This window comes from Agreia sp. Leaf244 (assembly GCF_001422695.1).
GTDB lineage: Bacteria > Actinomycetota > Actinomycetes > Actinomycetales > Microbacteriaceae > Agreia.
Genome location: NZ_LMLX01000002.1, coordinates 1,009,472 through 1,030,480 on the forward strand (window position 1 = coordinate 1,009,472; position 21,009 = coordinate 1,030,480).

General features: G+C 70.5%; 18 protein-coding genes. 4 read left to right on the forward strand and 14 right to left on the reverse strand.

The features are described from left to right. Positions 1-6: 6 nt before the first annotated feature. The 5 genes from ASF06_RS09460 to ASF06_RS09480 form a co-directional block, all read right to left on the reverse strand. Positions 7-1,572, reverse strand: coding sequence for an ABC transporter substrate-binding protein (locus ASF06_RS09460; protein WP_082500818.1), 1,566 nt, complete (start codon positions 1,570-1,572; stop codon positions 7-9). A 441-nt stretch (positions 1,573-2,013) separates the two neighbouring features. Next, positions 2,014-3,384, reverse strand: a complete 1,371-nt coding sequence (locus ASF06_RS09465) for an amidohydrolase (protein ID WP_055945893.1) — start codon at positions 3,382-3,384, stop codon at positions 2,014-2,016. After that, positions 3,381-3,836, reverse strand: coding sequence for a cytidine deaminase (locus ASF06_RS09470; RefSeq protein ID WP_055945896.1), 456 nt, complete (start codon positions 3,834-3,836; stop codon positions 3,381-3,383). Before ASF06_RS09470 ends, ASF06_RS09465 begins: the two co-directional genes overlap by 4 nt. Further along, positions 3,833-4,594, reverse strand: coding sequence for an amidohydrolase family protein (locus ASF06_RS09475; protein WP_055945899.1), 762 nt, complete (start codon positions 4,592-4,594; stop codon positions 3,833-3,835). Before ASF06_RS09475 ends, ASF06_RS09470 begins: the two co-directional genes overlap by 4 nt. A 103-nt stretch (positions 4,595-4,697) precedes the next feature. Next, entirely contained in the window at positions 4,698-5,249 is a 552-nt protein-coding gene (locus tag ASF06_RS09480; protein WP_055945902.1) for a hypothetical protein, read from the reverse strand. Positions 5,250-5,483: 234 nt separating this feature from the next. Here ASF06_RS09480 and ASF06_RS09485 point away from each other — a divergent pair, with 234 nt between their 5' ends. Beyond that, positions 5,484-6,176: a GntR family transcriptional regulator gene (locus ASF06_RS09485; protein ID WP_055925708.1), complete on the forward strand. Its 693-nt coding sequence runs from the start codon at positions 5,484-5,486 to the stop codon at positions 6,174-6,176. 6 nt (positions 6,177-6,182) lie between these two features. On the opposite strand, the gene ASF06_RS09490 is transcribed toward ASF06_RS09485, so the two are convergent. From ASF06_RS09490 to ASF06_RS09510, 5 genes are read right to left on the reverse strand one after another with little or no spacing between them, the layout of a single operon-like run. Next, positions 6,183-7,595, reverse strand: coding sequence for an amidase (locus ASF06_RS09490; RefSeq protein ID WP_055945905.1), 1,413 nt, complete (start codon positions 7,593-7,595; stop codon positions 6,183-6,185). After that, a complete protein-coding gene (locus ASF06_RS09495; protein ID WP_082500819.1) occupies positions 7,595-9,574 on the reverse strand; it encodes a primary-amine oxidase in 1,980 nt (659 codons plus the stop codon). The genes ASF06_RS09490 and ASF06_RS09495 overlap by 1 nt, the downstream gene beginning before the upstream one ends. A 32-nt stretch (positions 9,575-9,606) precedes the next feature. After that, on the reverse strand, positions 9,607-11,136 hold the full coding sequence (locus ASF06_RS09500) for a gamma-glutamyltransferase (RefSeq protein WP_055945908.1): 1,530 nt from the start codon (positions 11,134-11,136) through the stop codon (positions 9,607-9,609). Next, positions 11,133-12,224, reverse strand: a complete 1,092-nt coding sequence (locus tag ASF06_RS09505; RefSeq protein WP_055945912.1) for an FAD-dependent oxidoreductase — start codon at positions 12,222-12,224, stop codon at positions 11,133-11,135. Before ASF06_RS09505 ends, ASF06_RS09500 begins: the two co-directional genes overlap by 4 nt. Beyond that, positions 12,221-13,462, reverse strand: a complete 1,242-nt coding sequence (locus ASF06_RS09510; RefSeq protein WP_055945915.1) for an aminotransferase class V-fold PLP-dependent enzyme — start codon at positions 13,460-13,462, stop codon at positions 12,221-12,223. The genes ASF06_RS09505 and ASF06_RS09510 overlap by 4 nt, the downstream gene beginning before the upstream one ends. Positions 13,463-13,578: 116 nt before the next feature. Here ASF06_RS09510 and ASF06_RS09515 point away from each other — a divergent pair, with 116 nt between their 5' ends. Next, entirely contained in the window at positions 13,579-14,085 is a 507-nt protein-coding gene (locus ASF06_RS09515; protein ID WP_055945917.1) for a RidA family protein, read from the forward strand. Beyond that, positions 14,082-15,299: an MFS transporter gene (locus ASF06_RS09520; protein ID WP_055945920.1), complete on the forward strand. Its 1,218-nt coding sequence runs from the start codon at positions 14,082-14,084 to the stop codon at positions 15,297-15,299. Before ASF06_RS09515 ends, ASF06_RS09520 begins: the two co-directional genes overlap by 4 nt. Positions 15,300-15,440: 141 nt before the next feature. Here the strand turns inward: ASF06_RS09520 and ASF06_RS09525 are convergent, their stop codons facing one another. The 3 genes from ASF06_RS09525 to ASF06_RS09535 all read right to left on the reverse strand — a co-directional run bounded on the left by ASF06_RS09525 (position 15,441) and on the right by ASF06_RS09535 (position 18,879). Beyond that, positions 15,441-16,895: an aldehyde dehydrogenase family protein gene (locus ASF06_RS09525; RefSeq protein WP_055945924.1), complete on the reverse strand. Its 1,455-nt coding sequence runs from the start codon at positions 16,893-16,895 to the stop codon at positions 15,441-15,443. A gap of 26 nt (positions 16,896-16,921) precedes the next feature. Next, positions 16,922-17,944 carry a hypothetical protein gene (locus ASF06_RS09530; protein WP_055945927.1) on the reverse strand — a complete coding sequence of 341 codons (1,023 nt, stop codon included), beginning with the start codon at positions 17,942-17,944 and terminating at the stop codon, positions 16,922-16,924. Positions 17,945-18,012: 68 nt separating this feature from the next. Further along, entirely contained in the window at positions 18,013-18,879 is an 867-nt protein-coding gene (locus ASF06_RS09535; protein WP_055945929.1) for an SDR family oxidoreductase, read from the reverse strand. A gap of 88 nt (positions 18,880-18,967) precedes the next feature. Here ASF06_RS09535 and ASF06_RS09540 point away from each other — a divergent pair, with 88 nt between their 5' ends. Further along, entirely contained in the window at positions 18,968-19,690 is a 723-nt protein-coding gene (locus ASF06_RS09540; RefSeq protein WP_055945932.1) for a TetR/AcrR family transcriptional regulator, read from the forward strand. Between the two features lies 1 nt (position 19,691). Here the strand turns inward: ASF06_RS09540 and ASF06_RS09545 are convergent, their stop codons facing one another. After that, positions 19,692-20,867, reverse strand: coding sequence for a sensor histidine kinase (locus tag ASF06_RS09545; RefSeq protein WP_082500822.1), 1,176 nt, complete (start codon positions 20,865-20,867; stop codon positions 19,692-19,694). Positions 20,868-21,009: the final 142 nt, after the last annotated feature.

The window sequence follows — 21,009 nt, forward strand, 5'->3', positions numbered from 1 at the left end:
ATGTCGTTACGAGGTGATGCGCATGGCCGAGATGTCCCAGTAGCCCGAGAACACGTACGAGGCGAATCCCTCGCGTGCCACGTAGCGGTGGGTGTCGGTGATCAGCGGTGCCATGTCGACGCGCTCCAGAATCGTCTTCTGCGCGGCCTCGAAGTCGGCGCACTGCTCGTCGGGGTCGGTCGCGCTCATTCCGGCCTGGTAGTCGGCCACGCCCTCGGGGTTGTCGCTCGAGGCCACGTTCGTGCCGCCCTGGGCGTAGGTCGGTCCGAGGTAGCGCGCGATCGACGTGTCGATGAGCCCTGCCTCGGCGTTCTCTGCCGCGATGGCCACATCCCAGGTCTCGGGCTGGGTGCGCATCTGCTTGGTCCAGTCGGCGGGGTCGGGTGCCGAGACCGTGACCGTTGCGCCGGCCGCACGAAGCGACTCGGCCAGGAAGTCTGCTGCCGGGTCCCAGTTCGACATCATCAGCAGTCGAATGGTCTTGCCGTTCAGAACCTTCGCGGCCGCAGCGGGGTCGTAGGACTGAACCAGCGACGGGTCGTCGAGTGCGCAGCGGTAGCTCGCAGCGTTGACGGTGTTCTGCTCGACGCCGAGGCTGTCGAGACCGGCGGCATTGAAGCCCTCGCGGTCGATGGCCTGCGCGACGGCGGCGCGCAGCTCCTGGTTGCCCTCGAAGACCGAACCGGCGCCGGGCGCCTGGTTGAACACCAGGTTGTAGGCCGAGCTGGCGAAGGTGACCGTGGAGTATCCATTGCCTTCAAAACGCTGGGCGTTGGCGTCGTAGAAACGGGCGAGGTCGACGCCGCCAGACTCGAGCAGGTTGGCGCTCGTGTTGGAGTCGGCCTGCACCGTGAGGTTGATCGTCTTGGCCGGCTTGCCTTCCACGTTCTCCCAGGCGGGCCACGCGTCGTAGTCATCTCGCAGCTCGTACTGCACGCTCTTTCCGGCCGCGGACTCGCTCAACGTGTACGGGCCCGACCAGGCGCCGGCAACAGTGCCCGCCGCGAGACCTTCGGGGTCGGCGATGCCTGCGGGGCAGATGATGCCGGAGCCGGGGCGGGTGAGCCCGCCCAGCATCTGCGAATACGGCGCACTGAGTGAGATGGCCAGGGTTCCGGCAGCGTCGTCCGGAGTGAAGGTGGGGGTACCGGAGCCGAAGGCCTGGTTCTTCCAGGTCTGGGCGCCCGAGTCGTCGAGGCCGACCAGGTAGCCGAACGAGTCGGCGACGACGGTCGGGGTGATCGGGGTGCCGTCGGAGCAGGTGGCGTCGTCTCGAATGGTGAACGTGTAGTCGGAGGCCGAGGTCGACGACCAGTCGGTGGCGAGGCCTCCGATGTATCCCTCGGTCTCGCCCTGACGCAGCAGGGTGTCGAAGCCGAGGCGGGCGACGGTCACGTCGCTCGATGCCGAGGCCTTCGCGGGATCGAAGGTGGCCGGGGCGTACCAGAGTTCGGCATTGATCGTGTCGGTGGAGCCAGAGGTGGCCTGGGGCGCGCCGGTGGAGCAGGCGCTGAGCGCGAGGCCCGCCGCCGCCACCAGCGCGACGCCGGCGATCATTCTCTTCCTAACCATGGTGCTGTCCTCCAAAGGATGTCTGTGGTGCGTCGGGTGCAGAGCGTGTGGTCGAGGCCGCAGGCGAACCGTCTTCGCGCAGGCGAATCGGAAGCCGGTCTCTCAACTTGGATCCAATCTAGTGCGATACGCATCCAATAATGTTTCGAGGGGATTACAAATGCCGGAGATTTTCCCGCGTACCGCGGACCCCGGGCGGAGATTCCTGCCTGCCGGGACGCATAGGCGGCCGGTGGCTCGATATCTCCGCCCAACCTGGCGAACGGGAGGAGATACGCCACACCGACGCAGTATTTGCGTCGGATGTGCTCATCTCCGCCCGTTTCGCCGGTCGAGTAGCGAGGAACGAGCGTATCGAGACCACCACCGGACGGATTTCGATACGCCGGCTCGTTCCTCGCGCGGCTACTCAATCAGCGCACGCCTCGCGTGGGAGCTCGGTCAGCGTGCGGGCGGTAGCTGGTGCACGGGAGTTCCGCCCACCTCCGTGCGCAGCACGCGCGATGCGGCGAACTCCGACGCAGTGCACACGGTGGGGTCGACGTCGAGCAGCGCCCAGTCGGCGAGGAATCCCTCGCGCAGCATTCCGCAGCGGTCCTCCGCGAAGGCGGCGTACGCCGCGCCGCGCGTGTACGCCTGCACCGCCTCGAGAACCGTGATCGCCTGATCCGGGCCGAGCGGGACATCCAGCCCGCGCATCCGTCTCTCGACGGCGGTCGAGACGAGCTCGCGAGGGTCGAACGGAAAGTAGGGGGCGTCGCTTCCCATGGCGACCGTGGTTCCCGCGTCGAGCCACGCCCGCATCGGGTTGACCGAGGATGCGCGGTCGCCGAGGCGCTCGGCCAGACCTCGCGCGTTGTTCCAGGCGATGGATGGCTGCAAAGACGCGATGACTCCGAGCCGGGCTGCGCGGCGCATGCTCTCGACGCTCGGCTCGAGATACGCATGGATCAGCTGGCAGCGCAGCGGGCCGAGAACAGAGGCCGGCGCCGCGGCCTCGAGACCGTCGAGCACCTGCTCGACCGCACGGCTTCCGACCGCATGCACCCCGAGGCCCCAGCCGCGCTCGACGCAAGCAGAAGCGAGACGCGCGAACTCGTCGGCAGAGAGGCGCTGAACGCCATGATCATCGCCGACCCATGGCCGCTCGAGCAGCGCCTGGCCCTTCATGCCCTCCCCGTCGTAGTAGACCTTGATCGGGCCGAGCCGCAGGCGGTCGTCGCCGTCGCCGGTCGCGCCCTCGATGCCGTCGAGAACGCGCAGCGCGGCGTCGACGTCGGGCACCTTCTCCGATCCGAGCTGCGGCCACGGCATGGCCACCACGCGCAGGGTCAGCTGCGACCGGCGATGCGCCTCGCGGTAGCCGGCGAGCTCGTCGACGGTCACGGCCGGGTCGACGACTCCGGTGAAGCCCATCGCGTGCAGAAGGGGCTGCACACGAGCGAGGGCGGCGAGCCGATCCTCGAGACGCGGGGGCGTGTCGCCGAGCCAATCCGGGGCATCCGGATCTGCGTCGCCGTCGGCGAGCATCACCGCCGAGAAGGTCGCGGCATCAGCGCCCTCGCCGAGCAGCTGCAGAGCCTTCAGACCCGCCCGCTGCATGTGCGAGTGCGCGTCGATGAAGCCGGGCACGATGACACCCTCGAAGCGCTCCTCGATCGCGCCCGCGGGAGCCGCCGCGCGCACCTCGTCGAGCGAGCCGATCGCCGCGATGCGCTCGCCGTCGATCAGCATCGCCTCGGCCTCGGGGAGCTCGTCGTCCATCGTGCGGATGGTGCCGACGATCAGCCGGGCAGTGGTGGGCGCCGTCATGGCTGAACCTCGCGACCCACCCGGCGGCGGCGGAACGGCAGGAGCTCCTGCACGCCCACGGGGGCGAATCCGTCGCCGACCGCGACCCAGACGGATGCGTCGGGCGCGTGATCGGCGAGGAGTTCGGCGCACACGCCGCACGGCTCGATGATGTGCCGGCTGCCGCCCGGGCGGCGCAGCACTCCGACGACCGACACCACCGGCGAACCCGCGATGACCGCCGCGCTCAGTGCCGCCGACTCGGCGCACACCGACGCGCGGCCGGCCGTCGCCTCGACGTGCAGGCCCGTCACGATGCGACCGTCTGCGAGCCGCAGCGCCGCGGCGACCTCGTGCACGCCGACGAGGTAGCGGGCATCCAGAATCTCGAGCGCGACCGCGAGGAGTTCGCGGTCGTCGTCGCCCATGCCTGCCGGAGGGCCGTCGAGCACGGGCCGGTTCGAGCCGCTCACGACCAGCCCATGATGCGGGCCATGTTTCCCCCCTCGATGAGGGCGCGGTCGGCCTCGTCGGGAACGGCCTTCGCGATCTTCATGCGCTCCAGGTCGAAGTCACTGCCCGGCCACTCCGAGCCCAGCAGGATCTTCTCGGCGCCGAGCCGAGCGTATGCGCGCTTCACGTCGGACATGAGCGTCGCCGAGGTCTCGAGGTAGATGTGCGGATTGCGCTCGGCCACGATGATGGCCTCGGGCACGTTCCACACGGCGCCCATGTGGGCGATGATCGTCGGCACGGTCGGATGCCCCTTCGCGATCTCCTCGATGGCGAACGGTGCGCAGAACGCGTCGTCCAGGGCGTTGATCAGCACGGGCAGGCCCAGCTCGGCGCAGACCTCGAACAGCGGGTCGAGCAGGCCGTGATCGGCCACGTGGTAGCCGTGCATGCTCGGGTGCAGCTTGAGACCCACCAGGCCCGCGTCGGCGAAGCGGCGGATCTCGTCGGTGGCGTTGTCCCACTGCGGCATGACCTGGCCGAAGCCGAAGAGCCGGTCGGGATGCTGGGCGACGAGATCGATCAGGAAGTCGTTCTCGATGCCCTGCGCAAGCGAACAGACCATCGCCTTGTCGACGCCGGCGGCATCCATGCGGTCGAGGATGCGCCGCACGTCGAAGGGCGTGTACTCCGGCAGCTTCTCGCCGGGCCGGACTCCGCTGAGGTAGTCGCTGCGGCCTCGGCGATCCTGGGTGGTGTTGTAGGCATCGATGATCATGCGGCGTCTCCTGGCTTCTCGGCGCGGTACGAACAGCGCGCGGTAATTACATCCGATTGAACCACAATTGGATCCAATACTGAACTCTCCGTCCCGCACATCGTCAGTTCAGCGCGGGCAGCACGACCATCGCGGCCATGGCGAGCAGCCCGGCGAGCGATGCCAGACAGCGCGCCGCTTCGACGCGGCCCGGTCGGCGCAGCACGACCCACACCACCGCGGCCGAGTACGCGGCCACGGCCCCGGCCACCGCCACGACGAGAGCCGACGACGGCACGGCGCCGTGCGCGTGTACGATTCCGGATGCGCCGGGGCCCGCGAGCACGGCCGCGTCGGGCGCGGCGGCCCCGACCAGCAGAACGAGCACGGCGCCCAGCAGCATGCCCGCCGAGTGCAGGTGCGCAGCGGCCGCACCCGCGTGACGCGAGCCGCGCATCCGGCTTGTGAATGCGCTCGCCATCGCGCATCCGACAAGCAGAAGCGACCACAGAGGAGCCGGAACTGCCCCCAAGGCAGACACGTGAACATCGACCATGGCGGCGAGCATCACGCAGTCGAGCACAGGTGCAACGCGTCCGCTGTGCCGCCTGCCGATGATCGCCAAGGTCAGGGACGCGAGGCCAGCGGCGACAACGACGACGAAGAGGCCCGTCATCGCGAATCCGATACACGACGCGAATCCGAGACCTGACGAGATTCCGGGACACGACGGGGCCGACCTATCACTGCGAGTACATCAGGGCCCATAATTGGATCCAATCACAAGGTCGACGGATCCTGAACATCCGTCCCTCCGAATGCCTAACCCGGCTCGGGACCTACGGTATCCACTGTCTGACAGCATGGGGTACCGACCGGTTCCGACCGACAGACCAGAGAGGGTCACCACGTGCCCGAAACCGATGGCAGCGCACTTGTCGACGATCTCGCCGCGCGCATTCGCGCAAAGATCATGTCCGGCGAGATCCCGATCGGTGCGCCACTGCGCCAGGCCGATCTCGCCGCGCAGTTCGGCATCAGCCGCACCCCCGTGCGCGAGGCGTTGCGTCAGCTGCAGACCGGCGGACTGATCGAGGTCGTGCCCAACCGGGGCGCCGTCGTGCGCGTGCCCGTTCCCTGGGAGGTGCGCGAGGCCTACGAGGTGCGAGCCGAGCTCGAGTCGCTCGCGGCGAAGCGGGCCGTCGACAGACTCGACGACGCGACCATCGCCGAGCTGCGCGCCGTGAACACGGCCATGTACGAGCGCTCCGTCGCCCTCGCCGCGGGAGCCGCCCCCGAGCACGACGGCACCGCCAACGACCAGTTCCACGGACTGATCTACGAGGCCTCGGCCAATACGCGCCTCACCCGCATGCTGGGCGAGATCAACGACGCGTTCCCCCGCAACGTCTCCGCCCTCGTGCTGCGCGACAGCGCCCGCCATCGCGAGGAGAACTTCCGCGAGCACGAGGCGCTGCTCGAGGCCTTCGCCGCGGGCGACGGCGTGCTCGCCGCCGACCTCATGCGCCAGCACGTGCTGCGCGCCGGAGAGCACCTCGCTCACTGGTACGAGCGCCGCTCGTCGACGGTCTTCACGGGCTGACCGTCATCAGAACGACGGCGCGCGGGCGATCCAGCCCGTCGCCTCCTCGATCGCCCGTGTGACCGCGAGCAACTGAAGCTCTCGGCCGTGGCGACCGACGACCTGCACACCCACGGGGAGCCCGTCGGCGGTGAAGCCGGCCGAGGTGACGACCACCGGATGCGCGGTGAGGGTCAGGCGGTTCGCGAGCATCTGCCAGGTGAAGTAGCGCTCGAAGCGGTTGCCGTCGACCGTCTCCACCCACTCGAGCCCGGCATCCGGAGCCGCGACCGGCGTGGCGGGCAGCACGATCACGTCGTAGCGCTCGAGCAGCGCGGCCGTGTCACGGAACGCCCGCGTACGCCGCTCGTAGGCGTCTGCCAGCTGCGTCGCCGTTGTCTGGCGCCCCTGCTCGACGTTGCGCAGGTAGTCGGGCCGGAATCCGGTGGCGCCGGCATCGACCGCGTGGTGGCCGCCGAGGAAGAACTCGAACGTCTCGATCGTCTCCCAGGCCTCGTCGGCGCCCGCGAAGTCGGGTTCGCCCGGCTCGACGATCGCGCCGAGTCCTGCCAGCTGCTCGGCGAACGCGGCGTGCACGGCAGCGATCTCCGGATCGATCGGCAGCCCTCCCGCGTCGGCGCTCCAGGCGATGCGCAGCCCGTCGAGCTCGACGGGACGTGCCGCATGCACGGGAAGCGACGACAGGGGCCAGACGCCCTTCTCGACCGAGAGCGCCTCTAGGAACAGCGCGGCGTCGGCCGAGTCACGGGCCATCGGTCCGGTGACGCCGTGCGGCGTCCATGCGTTGCCGGTGCGCCCGCTGGCCACTCGGCCCGGGGTCGGGCGCACGCCGACGACGTTGCAGAACGCGGCCGGATAGCGCAGGCTGCCGCCGCTGTCGGAGCCGTCGGCAATCGGGAGCATGCGGGCTGCCAGCGCCGCGGCTGCTCCCCCGCTCGAGCCGCCCGCGTGCCGGGTCGTGTCCCACGGGTTGACCGTGGTGCCGAACACGGGGTTGAACGTGAGAACGCCCTGGCCCATCTCCGGGGTGTTCGTCTTGCCGATGATGAGCGCTCCGGCCTCTCGCAGAAGCGTCGCGAGCACGCTGTCGTGCTGGGCGGGCGGGGCGTCGGCGAACGCGGCCGAGCCGTTCGTCGTGGGCAGGCCCGCGACATCCATCAGGTCTTTCACTGCGGTCGGCAGGCCGTGCAGGGCCGGCAGCGGCTCGCCGGCCGCCTTTGCGCTCGCCGTGCGACGGTCCGCCTCCTCCGCGGCGGCGAGAGACACCGAGTCGGGCTGCTGCGAGACGACGGCCCGGATGTCGGGGTTGCGTTCCTCGATTCGCTCGAGGTGGGCCCGCATCACCTCGACGGCCGAGACGTCGCCCGACGCGATCGAGCTCGCGAGCCGGGTCGCGCTCCAGTCGGCGAGGTGCGACATCAGCGGCCTCCCTCGTGGCCGTGCTGCTGGTGGTCGTGCGCGGCGTGATCGTGCGCGGCGTGATCGTGCGCGTGCTCCGCGTTCGGCGCGGCGCAGTGGTCGGACATCTCCGACGGCGGCACGTCGAGCGAGGGGTTGCGGTCGAAGAATCCGTCGGGCTCGAGTCGCAGCGTGATGCGGTCGACCGGCATGATCGGCCACTGCTCCGGGCGGGGGAAGTGATGCACGCCGAGCACGGGCCACAGCACGAGCCTCTCGTTCTCGAGCGAGCGGTCGGCCTGCTGCCACACGTGCACGCCGTCGTCGCCGAGCTCGCCCTGGTTGGGGTACTCGCCGGCGATGAAGCGCTGCTCGGGGTCGAACGCGCTGGCCCAGAGGTGCTGCGCCACGAACGGCGCCTTGCGCTCGACGACGCTGCCGGGCCGGGCGTAGAGCTGGGCCGTGTTTTGGATGGCGAGCCGGTAGGCGGTGCTGTCGCCGTAGCGGTTCACCGCCGATTCGCTCTCGACCCTCCAGTGCAGGGCCTTCGACGGGTCGGCCCGCCGCGCTCCGAGCGCCTCCGACGAGATCGGCGTCTCGACCGCGATGCAGGCGTTGCCCCAGGGGTTCAGTGCCTCGTCGGGCTCCGGCTCGGCGTGCACCTCGACGAGGCGGTTCAGGGCGCCGTCGATCGCCATGTCGAGGCGTACCGCGAAGTAGTGCTGGTGGGTGGGGGCCTGCACATTCGGGGCGACCAGGCGCCCGTAGCGGGGGCGCTCGCCGTCGGCGATGCCCGACACCGACATGAGGCCGGTGAGCTTCACCTCGAGCTCGATAGAGCCGTCTTGATAGAGCGACCAGTAGAAGCCGTAGTCGTAGTTCGCGACCGTGGCGAAGCTCGAGATGACGAGTCGGCGGCTGCGGCGCACCTCGGCGCTTCCCGTGCGGGTGTTGACGTGCTTCCAGAGAATCGAGTCGTCCTCCTCGTGAATGCAGATGCCGTTCGCGATCGTCTGCGGTTCGCCGAGGCCGTCGAGGTACTCCACGTCGAAGTAGCGGATCTCGCCGAGGCAGTCGCAGCCGAGCTCGAGGCTCGCAGTCAGCGGCCCCGCGCCGTACTCGCCCCAGTCGAAGAAGTTCTTGCGGTAGGCGGTGGGGTCGCTGTCGAGGTACGGCACGTACATCTCGTTGACGGCCGCCCGGTCGATGACCGGTCGCACCGTGTCGCCGTCGCGGTAGCTCACCTCGTGCAGCACGAGCCCCTCGCGGTGGCTGAAGCCCACGCGGAACGACCAGTTCTGCCACGTCACCTGCCGGCCCTCGATTGTGAAGCCGGGGCCCTCGGGCTGCACGACATCCAGGGGCGCCACCGTGCGGTTCGGCCCCCAGGTTCCGGGCGTGTACACGCCCGTCTCGCTCGCCATGGGGATCACGCCGTGGTCCTCGATGCGGATCACCTCGAGGGTGTCGAGGTCGAGAATGGGCACGAGCCCCGCGACGGGCCGGGCGTAGCCGTTGTCCTCCGGGAACTCCCGGTACCAGACGGTTCCCCAGCTCAGCCGGCGATCGGCGAGGTCGTCGGGCACGAAGCCCGTGATCGACTCGGGGTCGACCCAGACCAGCGACGTGTCGGTGATGCCGCGCTTCGCGAGCGCCTCGACCAGCAGGGGCGAGTCGCGCGCCGCCCGGGCGATCAGGCGGGCCTCATCGCTCGACACACCGGGGCGCCGGTGGTCGACATCCGACCACACCTCGACGATCGCGTCGTTCGCAGGTCCGGCCGTCCAGCCCCGCACCTCCCAGGATGCGTGCGCGTCGGGGTTCATCACGACGAGGCGCACGGGTCGCGCATCGCCGGGCTTCAGCGCTTTCGCCTTCTCCTCGTCGAGGGAGATGCCCCAGAAGCGGGGACGCACGCCGATGCGGTCGCTGGCGCGCACCGCTGCGACGAACGAGGCGATCTCGGCTGAGGTGAGCGGATCGAGAACGTGGGCGGTCATAGGGCTTCCTTCGGGTGGTGGGATGGGCTGGTTCAGGGGGCGTCGAAGACGACGGCTCGCCCGTCGGCGCGGGGATCGCTCGCGGTGTCGAGGCGTCCGTCGGTGTGCAGGCGCACCACCTGCACGTGGCCGGCGTCGTCGATGAGACCGTCGGTGGTGACCACGGGCAGACCGAGATCGTGCGCGGCCTCCGCGGCCACGCGCATCCCGGGCTCGGCGACCAGCGTCATGACCTCGTGGCCGATGTCGCGGGCGCCGATGATGAACCGCGGCCGGCCGAGCGTGCCGACCGGTTCTGCGGAGGGGTCGATGAGGTCGCGCACGAGCTGCGAGAGGATCCAGGGCTGGGCGCTGCCGCCCTGGCAGCCGAGTCCGACCACGAGCTCGTCGGTCTGCGCGATCACGGGCAGCAGGGTGTGCGGCGGCCGCAGGCCGGGCCAGACATGCCCCGGATGCGCGGGGTCGGTGCTGAACGCCGAGCCCCGGTTGTGCAGCAGCACGCCCGTCTCGGGGTCGAGGATGCCGGAGCCGAAGAGCTGGTAGACGCTCTGGATGAGGGTCACGACGGTTCCGTCGGTGTCTGCGGCGGTCACGGCGACGGTGTCGCCGAGCGCTCGGCCGGCTCGGGGAAGCGCGCCCTCGTGCGCGCCGGATCCCGGGTGCAGCATCGCGTCGACGTCGATCGGGCCACCGCGCGGGTCGCCGAGCTGCGCCTGACGAATGAGGGCCGCCCGGTGCACGGCACCCACGAGCTCGGCCGTGTCGCCGTCGAGCGCCTCGGGCAGGATGCCGAGCAGCACGACGCCCTGGCTGGGCGGCGGGGCCACCCACCAGCGCGCGCCGCCCAGCGACGACGTGACCGGTTCGGCGATCTCGGCCTCGTGCGCGGCGAAGTCGGCCTCTGTGTGCGCTCCGCCCAGCGTGCGCAACCGCGCGGCCAGGGAGGAGGCGATGCGTCCCTCGTAGAAGGCGCCGGGATCGAGAGCGAGCTCGTCGAGCGTGGCCGCGAGCGCGGGCTGCACGATGAGGTCGCCCTCGACCGCGAGTCCGCCCCGCCCGTCGCCGAAGATATCGCGCGTGCCCTCGTCTGCCAGCAGCTCCTCGCGGCGGATCGCGATGGCGCGGGCCAGGCCCTTCGACACGGCGAAGCCGTCGGCGGCCAGACGGGCCGCGCGCTGCAGCGGGGCCGCGAGGCCGAGGCGTCCGCCGAGCGCGTCGAGGGCCCGCCATCCGGCGACCACGCCCGGAACGGTCACGGTCTGCGCGCCCTGTTTGGGCATCCGCTCGTGGCGAGCGAGTGAGGCGACGTCGATCGCGGCCGGGGCGGCGCCGGCGGAGAGCACGGCGGTAACGCTGCCGTCGGGTCGACGCACGAGCGCCACGAGGTCGCCGCCGATCGCGCACTGGTGCGGGTAGACCACGGTCAGCGCCGCCGCAGCCGCGAGCGCCGCGTCGATGGCGTCGCCTCCCGCGGCGACGGCCTCGGATGCCGCTTCGAGCCCGGCGGGGTGCGGTGCGGCCACGGCGATGCGGGCCGCCGAACGGGGTGTGTCGGTGGTCATACGTGGGCCTCCATGCGGGCGGGGCTGACGAAGTCGAGGTCGGGCCGAGGCACGCCGGTCACGAGGTCGGCGACCGCCTCGCCGATGGCCGGGCCGAACTTGAAGCCGTGGCCGGAGCAGGCCGAGGCCAGTACGACCTCGGGCGTTCCGGGCAGGGCGCCCACGACGAAGCGCTTGTCAGGCGTCATCGTGTAGAGGCACGCGACGGCCTCGCCCTGTGTCGTATCGATTCCGGGCACGAAGCGGCCCAGCAGCTCGGCCAGCTGCGCCACCTCGGCCTCGGTCGGCGGGGCGACGGGCACATCCGGGTTCCAGACCGGGCCGGCGTCGATGCCGATCTTGGCTCCCGAGCCCGATGCCTCGGGGAGGCCGAACACGAGCCCCTCGGGCAGGTCGACCGAGAAGCAGCCGAGCGACGGGGGCTGGGCGACGGCCTGGCCCGAGGCAACGGTGAGGGTGACGATGCGCCACACCTCGAAGAAGCTCGCCGCCTGGGGAACAAGTGCGGGCGCCCAGGCTCCCCCGGCGAGAACGAGTCGTCTGGCGCGGATCGTCTCGGCCGACGTGCGCACGGTCACCACGCCCGCGTCGGCGCTGTACTCGAGCACCGTCTCGCCGAATCTCAGCTCGGCGCCCGCGGCTTGGGCGCCCGTGCGGGCGAAGGCGAGGGCGCCGGCCGCGTCGATGACGCCGGCGTCGGGATCGTGCACGACTCCGAAGTCGGCCGGGGGCGCGAACGAGGGAGCGATCGTCTTGCGCTCCTCCTCGGCCACGGGTCGGCTGTGTCCGCCCTGCAGGGTCGGCGCTCCGTCGTGCGCGTAGAGCCCACCCGTGGTGGTCACGAACGGGCGGCCGGCCGCGAGGTTCCAGCGGTCCCAGCCGAGGTAGGCGCGGTCGACCAGGTCGTTCCAGACCGGATGCGGGTAGGCGCGTCGGATCATGCGGGTCGCGCCGTGCGACGACCCGCGCACATGACCCGACTCGAACTGCTCGACACCGACGACGTCGAGTCCGCGCTGGGCGAGCTCGAACGCGGCGGCCGATCCGTGGATTCCGAGGCCGAGAACGACGACGTCGCGATGAGTCATCGGCTCGCCTCCCGTGCGATGCCGGCCACGTGCCGGAGCAGCGCCGCCGTGTCGTCGTCGTCGTTGTAGACGTGGGGTGACACCCTCACGACGCTCGCGAGGCCGCGTGCGCCGAGATCCCACTGGGCATGCCCGGCGGGTACGGAGATGGAGTCGATACGGGCCTCGCGCAACTGGGCGCTGACCCCTTTGCCCGCGACCCCGTCGACGGTGAACGTCACCAGTCCGGAGGGCGACGCTCGCGGGTCGGTGACGGAGACGCCGGCGATATCGGCGAGACCGTCGCGCAGGCGCGTGCCGGAGGAGACCAGGTGAGCCTCGGTCTGCGCGGCCCCGCGTTCGATCGCCTCGCCCAACGCGACGCCCAGTCCCAGGCGCGCGGCGACCGAGAACTCCCACGTCTCGAGCCGGCGAGCGGTGTCGTCCATCGTCCACTCCTCCGCCCCGGTCCATACCGAGCCTCGCACGTCGGGGGCCCAGCCTCCTATGCCGTCGAGCATCCCGGCGCGCAGGTACACGAATCCGGTACCCCGGGGGCCGCGCACGTACTTGCGGCCGGTGGTGACGAGCGCGTCGCAGTCGAGCAGCGTCACGTCGATCTCGAGGTGGCCCACCGACTGGGTCGCGTCGAGCACGGTGAGTGCGCCGTAGCGGCGGCCGAGTGCACCGATCTCGGCGACGGGCTCCACCAGCCCCGATGAGGTGGGGATGTGCACGGCGCTGATGACGGTGCGCCCAGGGGCCGACGCGAGCTCGCTCTCGAGGGCGTCGAGGTCCATCGCGCCCGTGCCATCCGTCTCGATGATCCGGAGCCGCACGCCGTCGTACCGGCTGAGAGCGAGCATCCGGAGCGCCTGGCTGACGTAGCTCGAGCGAGGGGCAAGAACGGTGTCGCCGTCGCCGAGACGCAGCGCGTCGAAGACGGCGCGCAGGCCGGAGGTGGCGCTGTCGAAGAAGGCGATCTCGTCGGGCCGGGCGCCGAGCAGAGCCGCGGCGGCCTCGTAGCCCGCCGCAAGCTCGGGTGCTCTGAGCGTCGCGGCCTCGTATCCGCCCATGCGCTGCTCGAGGCGGAGGTGCAGCACCATGGCCTCGATGACGGCATCGGTCATGAGTCCGGATCCGGCCGCGTTGAAGTAGTGGCGACCGGCCGCGCCGATCGTGCGAGAACGCTCGGCCGACACGTCGATCGGACGTGCACGCAGCGAGGCGCTGGTATCGCCCTCGAGACCGATGGTCATGTCGCGGCTCCTTCCTCATGGCATCAGATTGGATGCATAATGGATCCCATACTAATCAGGTTGTATCCACTTACGCCACCGGCGGTTACGCTGGACGCCCGGCACGAGGAAGACACATGACGCACTCCGCAGAGGCACGAGCACTCGAGCTCGGCCTCGAGATCCCCGACTACTCCGACCCTCCCTACGGCGGCCGCTACGGCAGCTCGCTGCGCGCATTCCATCGCACCGGCAACCTGCTCGAACTCAGCGGAATCACCCCGGAGTCCCGGAGCGGCGAGATGCTGCACGGCGGAAGCGTCGGCGTCGACATCACCCTGGAACAGGCTCGCGAGGCCGCCCGCTACACGGCAGTGAACGCGCTGGGCATGATCCGCTACGCGCTCGGCAGCCTCGACGAGGTCGCGGCGCTCTCGCGCGGCCTCTGCTTCGTGCTCTGCCCTCCCGGTTTCACGCTGCTCAACGAGGTGTCCAACGCGGCGAGCGATCTGCTGCTCGACGTGTTTGGGCCCGACGCCGGCCGCATGGGCCGCGCGTCGATCGGCGCCACCGCCCTCTCTCGCAGCGCGTGCTTCGAGCTGTGGCTCAGCCTCGAGTGCCGGCCGCTCGACACCACCGGGTGAGGCCCCTTCGCGAGACCCGCACGAAGGGGATCGCGTTCTGGACGCTGGTTCTGGCGTCCACGGCCGGACACATCGTCAACGGCGCCACCACCCCCGTCATCCCCCGCCTCGCGCAGCAGCAGCTGGGGGCGGACGCCGCCGTCGGAGGGCTGCTCGTGTCGCTGGCCGCCTTCGCCTCGATCATCGCGATGCCCATCGCCGGGGCACTCACCGACCGCTGGGGACCCCGACGCGTGATCGCGGGCGCGGCCGTGCTCAGCGCCGTCGGACTGCTTCTCGTGCTGGTGCTGCTGACCGTGCCGAGCCTGGCCGCGAGCCGAATCGTCTTCGGCGCCGGCAACGCGGCGGTCGCCACGGCCCTGACGGCCTGGGTGGTGGCCGAGACCCCGGTAGGAGAACGGGGCCGAGCACTCGGCTTCTTCGGGCTGAGCGTGTGGGTGGGCCTGGCGCTCGGTCCGGTGATCGGCGAGAACCTGCTGCAGACCTTCGGTTACCGGGCGGTCTGGGCGACCGCTGTTCTCGTGCAGCTCGCGGGCCTGTTCCTGGCCATGCTGGCGCGCGACGGCAGCGCCCCGCCTCGCGTTGTCGTCGACCGCGCCGAGCCGGCACCCGCCGGCAGGCCCCTGATCGCCACCCTCCTGCGCCCTGGAAGCGTGGGCTTCCTCGCCTGGGCCGCCGAGGGATTCCTCATCGCCTTCCTCATCGCGCACCTGATCGGCCACGGGGTCGAGGCGCAAGGCCTCTTCGGAGCCGCGAACGTCTTCACCGTCTTCGCCCTCAGCGTCGTGGCGTCGCGCCTGCTTCTGGGAGGACTGCCCGATCGCATCGGCGCGACCATCACCGCCCGCATCAGCTTGGCGGTGCTCGCGGCGGGCCTCGCGGTTCTCGCGTTCGCCACCGACTTCCCGTCTGCGGCGGTGGGCGCCGTGCTCATCGGCGTCGGATACTCGCCGCTGTTCCCCGCGCTCACGCTGCTGTCGACCCAGCGGCTCGATCCCGCGCGACGGGCCACAGGCGTGGGCGTCTTCTCCGCCTTCACGAGCGCCGGCTACGCGACGGGCTCGCTCGTTGGAGGCCTGCTCGTCTCCACCCTCGGATCACGCGAGGCGCTGATCATCCTCGCCGTGCTGCAGCTCGCCGCCATCCCGGTTCTGAGCAGACGACTCGAGGGCGGCCGCGGCGTGGCCCCCGCCGTGGAGCCCCCGCTCGTCTGAGCGACGCCCCCCGCCCCGCCCCCCGCGCCGGTCGCGTGACGCACTGAAGTGCGGAGAGTGGCCGCTTCGTCGACGGATGAGGCGGCCACTTCCCGCACCTCAGTGAGGTCGTGGCCTCCAGCGAGGCGAGGCGTGCGAGGGTCAGAGGGCGATGACCACGCTCTTCGACTCGCAGAACGAGAGCAGCGCTTCTTCGCCGAGATCGCGGCCCAGCCCCGACTCGCCCACGCCGCCGAACGACAGCGCCGGGTCGAACACGTTGTAGGTGTTCACCCACACGGTTCCGGCCCGCAGGCGCTGGCCCATGCGGTGCGCCCGGGAGAGATCGCGAGTCCACACTCCGGCGGCGAGCCCATAGCTCTGGTCGTTGGCGATGGCGACGGCCTCGTCTTCGTCGTCGAACGGGATGATGCCGACGACCGGTCCGAAGATCTCCTCGCGGGCGATGGTCATGTCGTTCGTGACTCCCGTGAAGAGCGTCGGCTCCACGTAGTAGCCGGCTCGATCGGGCACGCCGCCGCCCACCGCGATAGTGGCCCCCTCATCCTGCCCGCGCGCGATGTAGCCGAGCACCTGCTGGCGCTGCTCCTCAGACACGAGCGGTCCGACGGTCACGCCGCCCGCGAGGCCGTCGCCGAGCGACACGCGCCTCACGGCCTCGGCCAGGCGCGCCGTGGCCTCCTCGAGGATCGACCGCTGCACGAGCAGGCGGCTGCCCGCGGTGCACATCTGGCCGGAGTGCCCGAACGAGGCGCGCATCGCGGTGAGCACGGCCGCGTCGAGGTCGGCGTCTTCGAAGACGATGTTGGGGCTCTTGCCGCCGAGCTCGAGCGTCAGGCGTTTGAAGTCGGCGCTCGCCGCGGTCATGACCTTGCGGCCCACCTCGGTGCTGCCCGTGAACGAGACCTTGTCGACGCCCGGATGCGCCGTGAGAGCCGCGCCGACCCGGCCGTCACCGGTCAGTACCTGCACGACGCCCACCGGAACGCCGGCCTCCTCGCAGATCGCCGCGAGACGCAGCATAGTGACCGGGGTCTGCTCCGCGGGCTTCACGATGATCGCGCACCCCGCCGCCAGCGCGGGCGCGACCTTGAAGCTCGCCGTCATGATCGGGAAGTTCCAGGGCAGGATGAGGGCGGCGACGCCCACGGGCTCCATCGTCGTGTAGACGTGGTGCTGGCCGCCGTCGATCGGGATGACCGTTCCGGTCAGCCGCGACGGAGCTCCCGCGTAGTAGCGGAAGACGCGGGCCGAGGTCGCGGTGTCTGCGCGCGAGCGCTCGATCGGCTTGCCGTTGTCGCGGGTCTCGAGCTGCGCCAGCTCTTCGAGCCGCTCCTCGATCAGGTCTGCGACCCGGTTCAGGATGCGGCTGCGATCGTGCGGGGTCATTCCGCTCCACCGGCGATCGTCGTGCGCACGCCTGGCCGCGGCGACCGCGGCGTCGATCTGGGCCGCGTCCGCCTGCGGCACCCGCGTCAGCAGCTCCTCGGTCGCCGGGTCGATCACGTCGATCAGTTCGGCGCCCTCCGGCGTCACCCAGGCACCGTCGAGAAGATACGGCTCGATACTTGCGAGCGGGGAAAGCTGGTCTCTCATGGGGTCCTCCGGGTGGTGGGTTCTGGTCAGTCGGAAAGGTCGAGGAGCCGGGCCGGCTCGAGCACGGTCATGCGATGGAGCACATCGTCGGAGACTCCGAGAAGCCTCAGCGCCGGCACGACCCGCGCGCTCAGATGGTCGAGGCCGTGTCCACCGAACCGGCGCAGCTGCCCCTTCGTCCAGGTGCTGTGCCCGAGCACCCAGCGCGTGTCGGGGGCGTCCTCGAGAAGCGAGCCCAGGGCATCCAGTCGTTGCGGGTCGCTCGCATTGCGGATGCGGCCGACGTGCGAGCCCTCGTTGCCGAAGCACATCTCGAGAACCGCGCCGGCCTGACCGAGGTCGCGCAGATAGGGCAGGTCGAGGAACTCGTCGACGGTCGTGAACACCACGCTCTGCGGCTCCACGCCCATGGATGTGAGGTGCTCGAGCACCGCGAGCCCGTTGCGCGCGTCGGCGGCGAGCCGCACGCTGATCGCAGAACCGGTCGCGAGCGCTGCCCGGCCCGCGGCGGTGAGGCTGCGACGCTCCTCGTCGCCGTCGGGGGTCGAGAACGCGCCGGTCGTTCCCATGAGGCCGAGGATGCCGGCGCGATAGTCGGCGCCGGGCACCGCATCGGTCAGGGCCCGCTCGAACAGTGCCGTGCGCCCGTCTTCGTCGAGGGCCAGGTACCACTCGGGCAGCAGGCGGGGAAGGTACGCGCCGTAGCCGGCGACGACGTGCATGCCGCCCCGGCGGGCGAGCTCGGGAAGGCGCGCATGATCGGGCCCGAAGCCGAGCGAGCTGAGGTCGACCACGGCCCCGAGTCCGGCGCGCGCACCGCCCGCCACCTCGTCGGCCAGCAGATCGAGGTCGTCGAGCCGCAGGTTGTCGGCGAGCGCCAGCTGGCTCCAGCGCAGGGCGGCGGCGAGGTCGGCCGTGACGGGCTGGTCGGGGTCGAGGGCCTCGACCCCGGGGCGCTGCAGCGCGCTGGCGTCGGTCAGCAGGTGCTCGTGCATCGAGACCGAGCCGAGCGCGGCCGCTTCGACGGGCCCGAGTACGGTCTGGATCACTCGGGCTCCTCACGTCGGAGGCGCGAGCCTCACTGAATAGGATCCAATCTACACGATTATGTATCCGACTAGTGAGCGTTCTGCCCGCCGTCGAGGCCGAGCACCTGCTGAACTGTCCGCGGCTCCCGACCGAGCAGAGTCGCGAGAAGGGGGTCGGTCCCGGCGAAGAATCCCCCGTGCGCGGCCTGATACATGCCCAGCATGAAGCGCGCCACGAACTCCGGCTGACCGGCCGCCACCTGCGCGGCGACCCAGGCGTCGTCGCCGATCTCGCGAATGCGCACGGGCCGACCCGTCGCATCCGATGCCATCGCCGCGATGTCTGCGAACGTGGGCGCCGCGCTCGCCGTGAGGGTCACGACTCCGTCGTAGCCGCCGTTCGACGCGAGGATCACCGCCGCCGCCTCGGCCGAATCCTCGCGCGCGGTCCACGACATCGGGCCGTCGACGGGAACGGTGACGACGCCGGATTCGCGCCAGTCGCCGAGGCTCCACGCGAGGGAGTGCGCGTAGAAGCCGTTGCGCAGCGAGGTCCAGGCGATTCCGGATGCGGCCAGCAGCCGCTCGGTGGCGGCGTGGTCGCGGCCCGGCCCGAAGGGCGTGTCGGGTGCGGCGCCCTGGTGGCTCGTATAGAGGATGCGCCCGACTCCGACCTGCACGGCGGCGTCGACGGCGGCGCGATGCAGGCTCACCGCGTCGGCCTTCTGGTCGCTCGACGAGACGAGCAGCAGCTGGTCCGCCCCGTCGAAGGCCGGCGCGAGCGAGGCCGGGTCTGCGTAGTCGGCGCGCCGCACCTCGATGCCGAGGTCGGCGAAGCGCTGGGCCTTGGCGGTGTCTCGCACCGCGACGACGATGTCGCTTGCCGCGACGCGCTCGAGGAGGTGGTCGACGGTTGCGCCATTGAGGGCTCCGGTTGCTCCGGTGACGATGATCATGGGTGAGCCTTTCGTGTTATCGATGAAATCGGTTAAACAGTAACACCGGAAACACTTCGTGATAACATCCGACTGTTATCGTCGTTACGTGGAGAAGACGACCCGAGCGAGCGGCCAGGCCGACACGCGCGCCCGCATCATCGACGCCGCGGCTCATCTTCTGCAGAACGACGGGCCGGCAGCGGTCACGACTCGAGCCGTCGCAGTGCGGGCCGGCGTTCAGGCGCCGGCGATCTATCGCCTGTTCGGAGATAAAGACGGGCTCCTCGAATCCGTCGCCGAGCACGTGATGAGCGAGTTCGTCGCCACGAAGGCCGCCATCGTGCAGGCGGCCGCCGACGACGACGTCGACCCGCTCGACGACCTGCGCCACGGATGGGACACGCAGATCGACTTCGGACTCTCGAATCCGGTGCTGTTCCGCCTGCTCAGCGACCCCGCTCGAGTCGAGGGCTCCCCCGCCGCACAGTCTGGCCGGCGCGTTCTCGAGGCCCGCGTGCACCGCGTCGCCGCCGCCGGCAGGCTGCGCGTCGGCGAGAACCGCGCGGTCGGAATCATTCAGGCAGCGGGCATCGGCACGATTCAGACCATGCTCGCGACTCCGCCGGAGTTCCGCGATGCCGGCCTGCCCGACGCCATGTACGACGCCGTGCTCAGCCATATACTCACGGATGCGCCGGGGCCGGTCTCCGACGATCGCCTCACGGCCGCCGTAGCATTCCGGGCGGTCGCTCCCGACCTCGACGCCCTGAGCTCGGCCGAGCGACAGGTGCTCGTCGAGTGGCTCGACAGGGCCATCGCCCAGGCCTGAGCTACGCCGAGCGCGGCAGCAGCACCCACACGCTTGCGCCACCCGACGGCGACCGGTCGATGCCGATCGTGCCGCCGTGAGCATCCACGATGCGTCGGCACGTCGAGAGGCCGATGCCGAGACCCGGGGTGTCGCCCGACGTGTTGCGTTCCATCAGTCCGAACACGCGCTCGCGCTGGCCCTCGGGAACGCCGGGGCCGTTGTCGTCGACCGTGATGCGCCAGGCGCCATCCAGCGCGTGAGCCCGAACCTCGACGCGCGGGTCGACACCCGCCGCGTGACTGAACTTCACGGCATTGGCGATGAGGTTCTGGAACAGGGCGCCGAGCAGGGTCGGATCGCCGGAGATCTGCGCGTCGGCATCGACCGAGACGACGGACTCGGTGATGCGGATCGCCTGGTCGAGGTCGTCGAGCACGGCGCGGATGAGTTCGCTCAGCTCGAGCTGCTGTCGGCGCGGACGGGCGCCCCCGAGCCGCGCGAAGTCGAGCAGGTCGGCGATCATGCTGTCCATGCGGGTGGCGGCCGCATCCGCTCGGAAGAGCGCGGCGGCGACCTCGGGCGCGGCGACCACCGCGGGGCTGTCTGCTGCGAGTTCGATGAACCCGGCCACCGCCGTGAGCGGATTGCGCAGGTCGTGGCTGACCTGGCCGGCGAAACGCTCGAGCTGCTCGTTCGACGACTCGAGGTCGCGGGTGATGCGGCGAAGCTCGAGAACGTCGACGATCTGATGCGCGATCAGGTCGAGGCTGTGCGCGATGTCGTCGGTGAGGTCGCGGGTGATCTCGTCGAAGATGCAGATGGTTCCGATGGGCACGCCCGCCGGGGTGATCAGCGGGCTCGACGCGTAGAAACGCACGTTGGCCAGGTCTCCCGTGACGAACGGGTTGGATGCGAAGCGCGCGTCGAGGGTCGCGTCGGGCACCACGGTCAGGCCGGGCGTGCGCAGGGCCACCGCGCACATCGACTCCTCTATCGTGCACACCGACGGCTCGAAGCCCGTAGCCGCCACCTGGTACTGGTTCGTGTCGTCAATGAGGTTGATGACGGCGGTCGGGACAGCGCACATGAGCGCGGCCAGCTCGGCGAGCCCTTGCAGGTCGGCCTGCGGGGATGCGCCGACGATGTCGTACTGCGCGATGGCATCGCGGCGGGTCACGCTCTGGACTGATGACACTGAATTCCCCCATGCACGATGTGCGATCGTCGCTCCATTGTTCCAAGGATCCGAGAATTCCGCTCAGTTCGCTGCGTTGTCGAGAATCTTGGAAAGTACTTGCTTAAATGGAAAGTACTTGCGAGACTCGAGGCAACGACAA

Bases quoted from the DNA above. Each gene is read 5' to 3' on its own strand.
- ASF06_RS09510 (WP_055945915.1), bottom strand. From the start codon at position 13,462: ATGACCATCGGTCTCGAGGGCGATACCAGCGCCTCGCTGCGTGCACGT.
- ASF06_RS09535 (WP_055945929.1), bottom strand. From the start codon at position 18,879: ATGATCATCGTCACCGGAGCAACCGGAGCCCTCAATGGCGCAACCGTC.
- ASF06_RS09480 (WP_055945902.1), bottom strand. From the start codon at position 5,249: ATGACGGGCCTCTTCGTCGTCGTTGTCGCCGCTGGCCTCGCGTCCCTG.
- ASF06_RS09460 (WP_082500818.1), bottom strand. From the start codon at position 1,572: ATGGTTAGGAAGAGAATGATCGCCGGCGTCGCGCTGGTGGCGGCGGCG.
- ASF06_RS09525 (WP_055945924.1), bottom strand. From the start codon at position 16,895: ATGAGAGACCAGCTTTCCCCGCTCGCAAGTATCGAGCCGTATCTTCTC.
- ASF06_RS09475 (WP_055945899.1), bottom strand. From the start codon at position 4,594: ATGATCATCGATGCCTACAACACCACCCAGGATCGCCGAGGCCGCAGC.
- ASF06_RS09465 (WP_055945893.1), bottom strand. From the start codon at position 3,384: ATGACGGCGCCCACCACTGCCCGGCTGATCGTCGGCACCATCCGCACG.
- ASF06_RS09495 (WP_082500819.1), bottom strand. From the start codon at position 9,574: ATGACCGCCCACGTTCTCGATCCGCTCACCTCAGCCGAGATCGCCTCG.
- ASF06_RS09505 (WP_055945912.1), bottom strand. From the start codon at position 12,224: ATGACTCATCGCGACGTCGTCGTTCTCGGCCTCGGAATCCACGGATCG.
- ASF06_RS09500 (WP_055945908.1), bottom strand. From the start codon at position 11,136: ATGACCACCGACACACCCCGTTCGGCGGCCCGCATCGCCGTGGCCGCA.
- ASF06_RS09490 (WP_055945905.1), bottom strand. From the start codon at position 7,595: ATGTCGCACCTCGCCGACTGGAGCGCGACCCGGCTCGCGAGCTCGATC.
- ASF06_RS09515 (WP_055945917.1), top strand. From the start codon at position 13,579: ATGACGCACTCCGCAGAGGCACGAGCACTCGAGCTCGGCCTCGAGATC.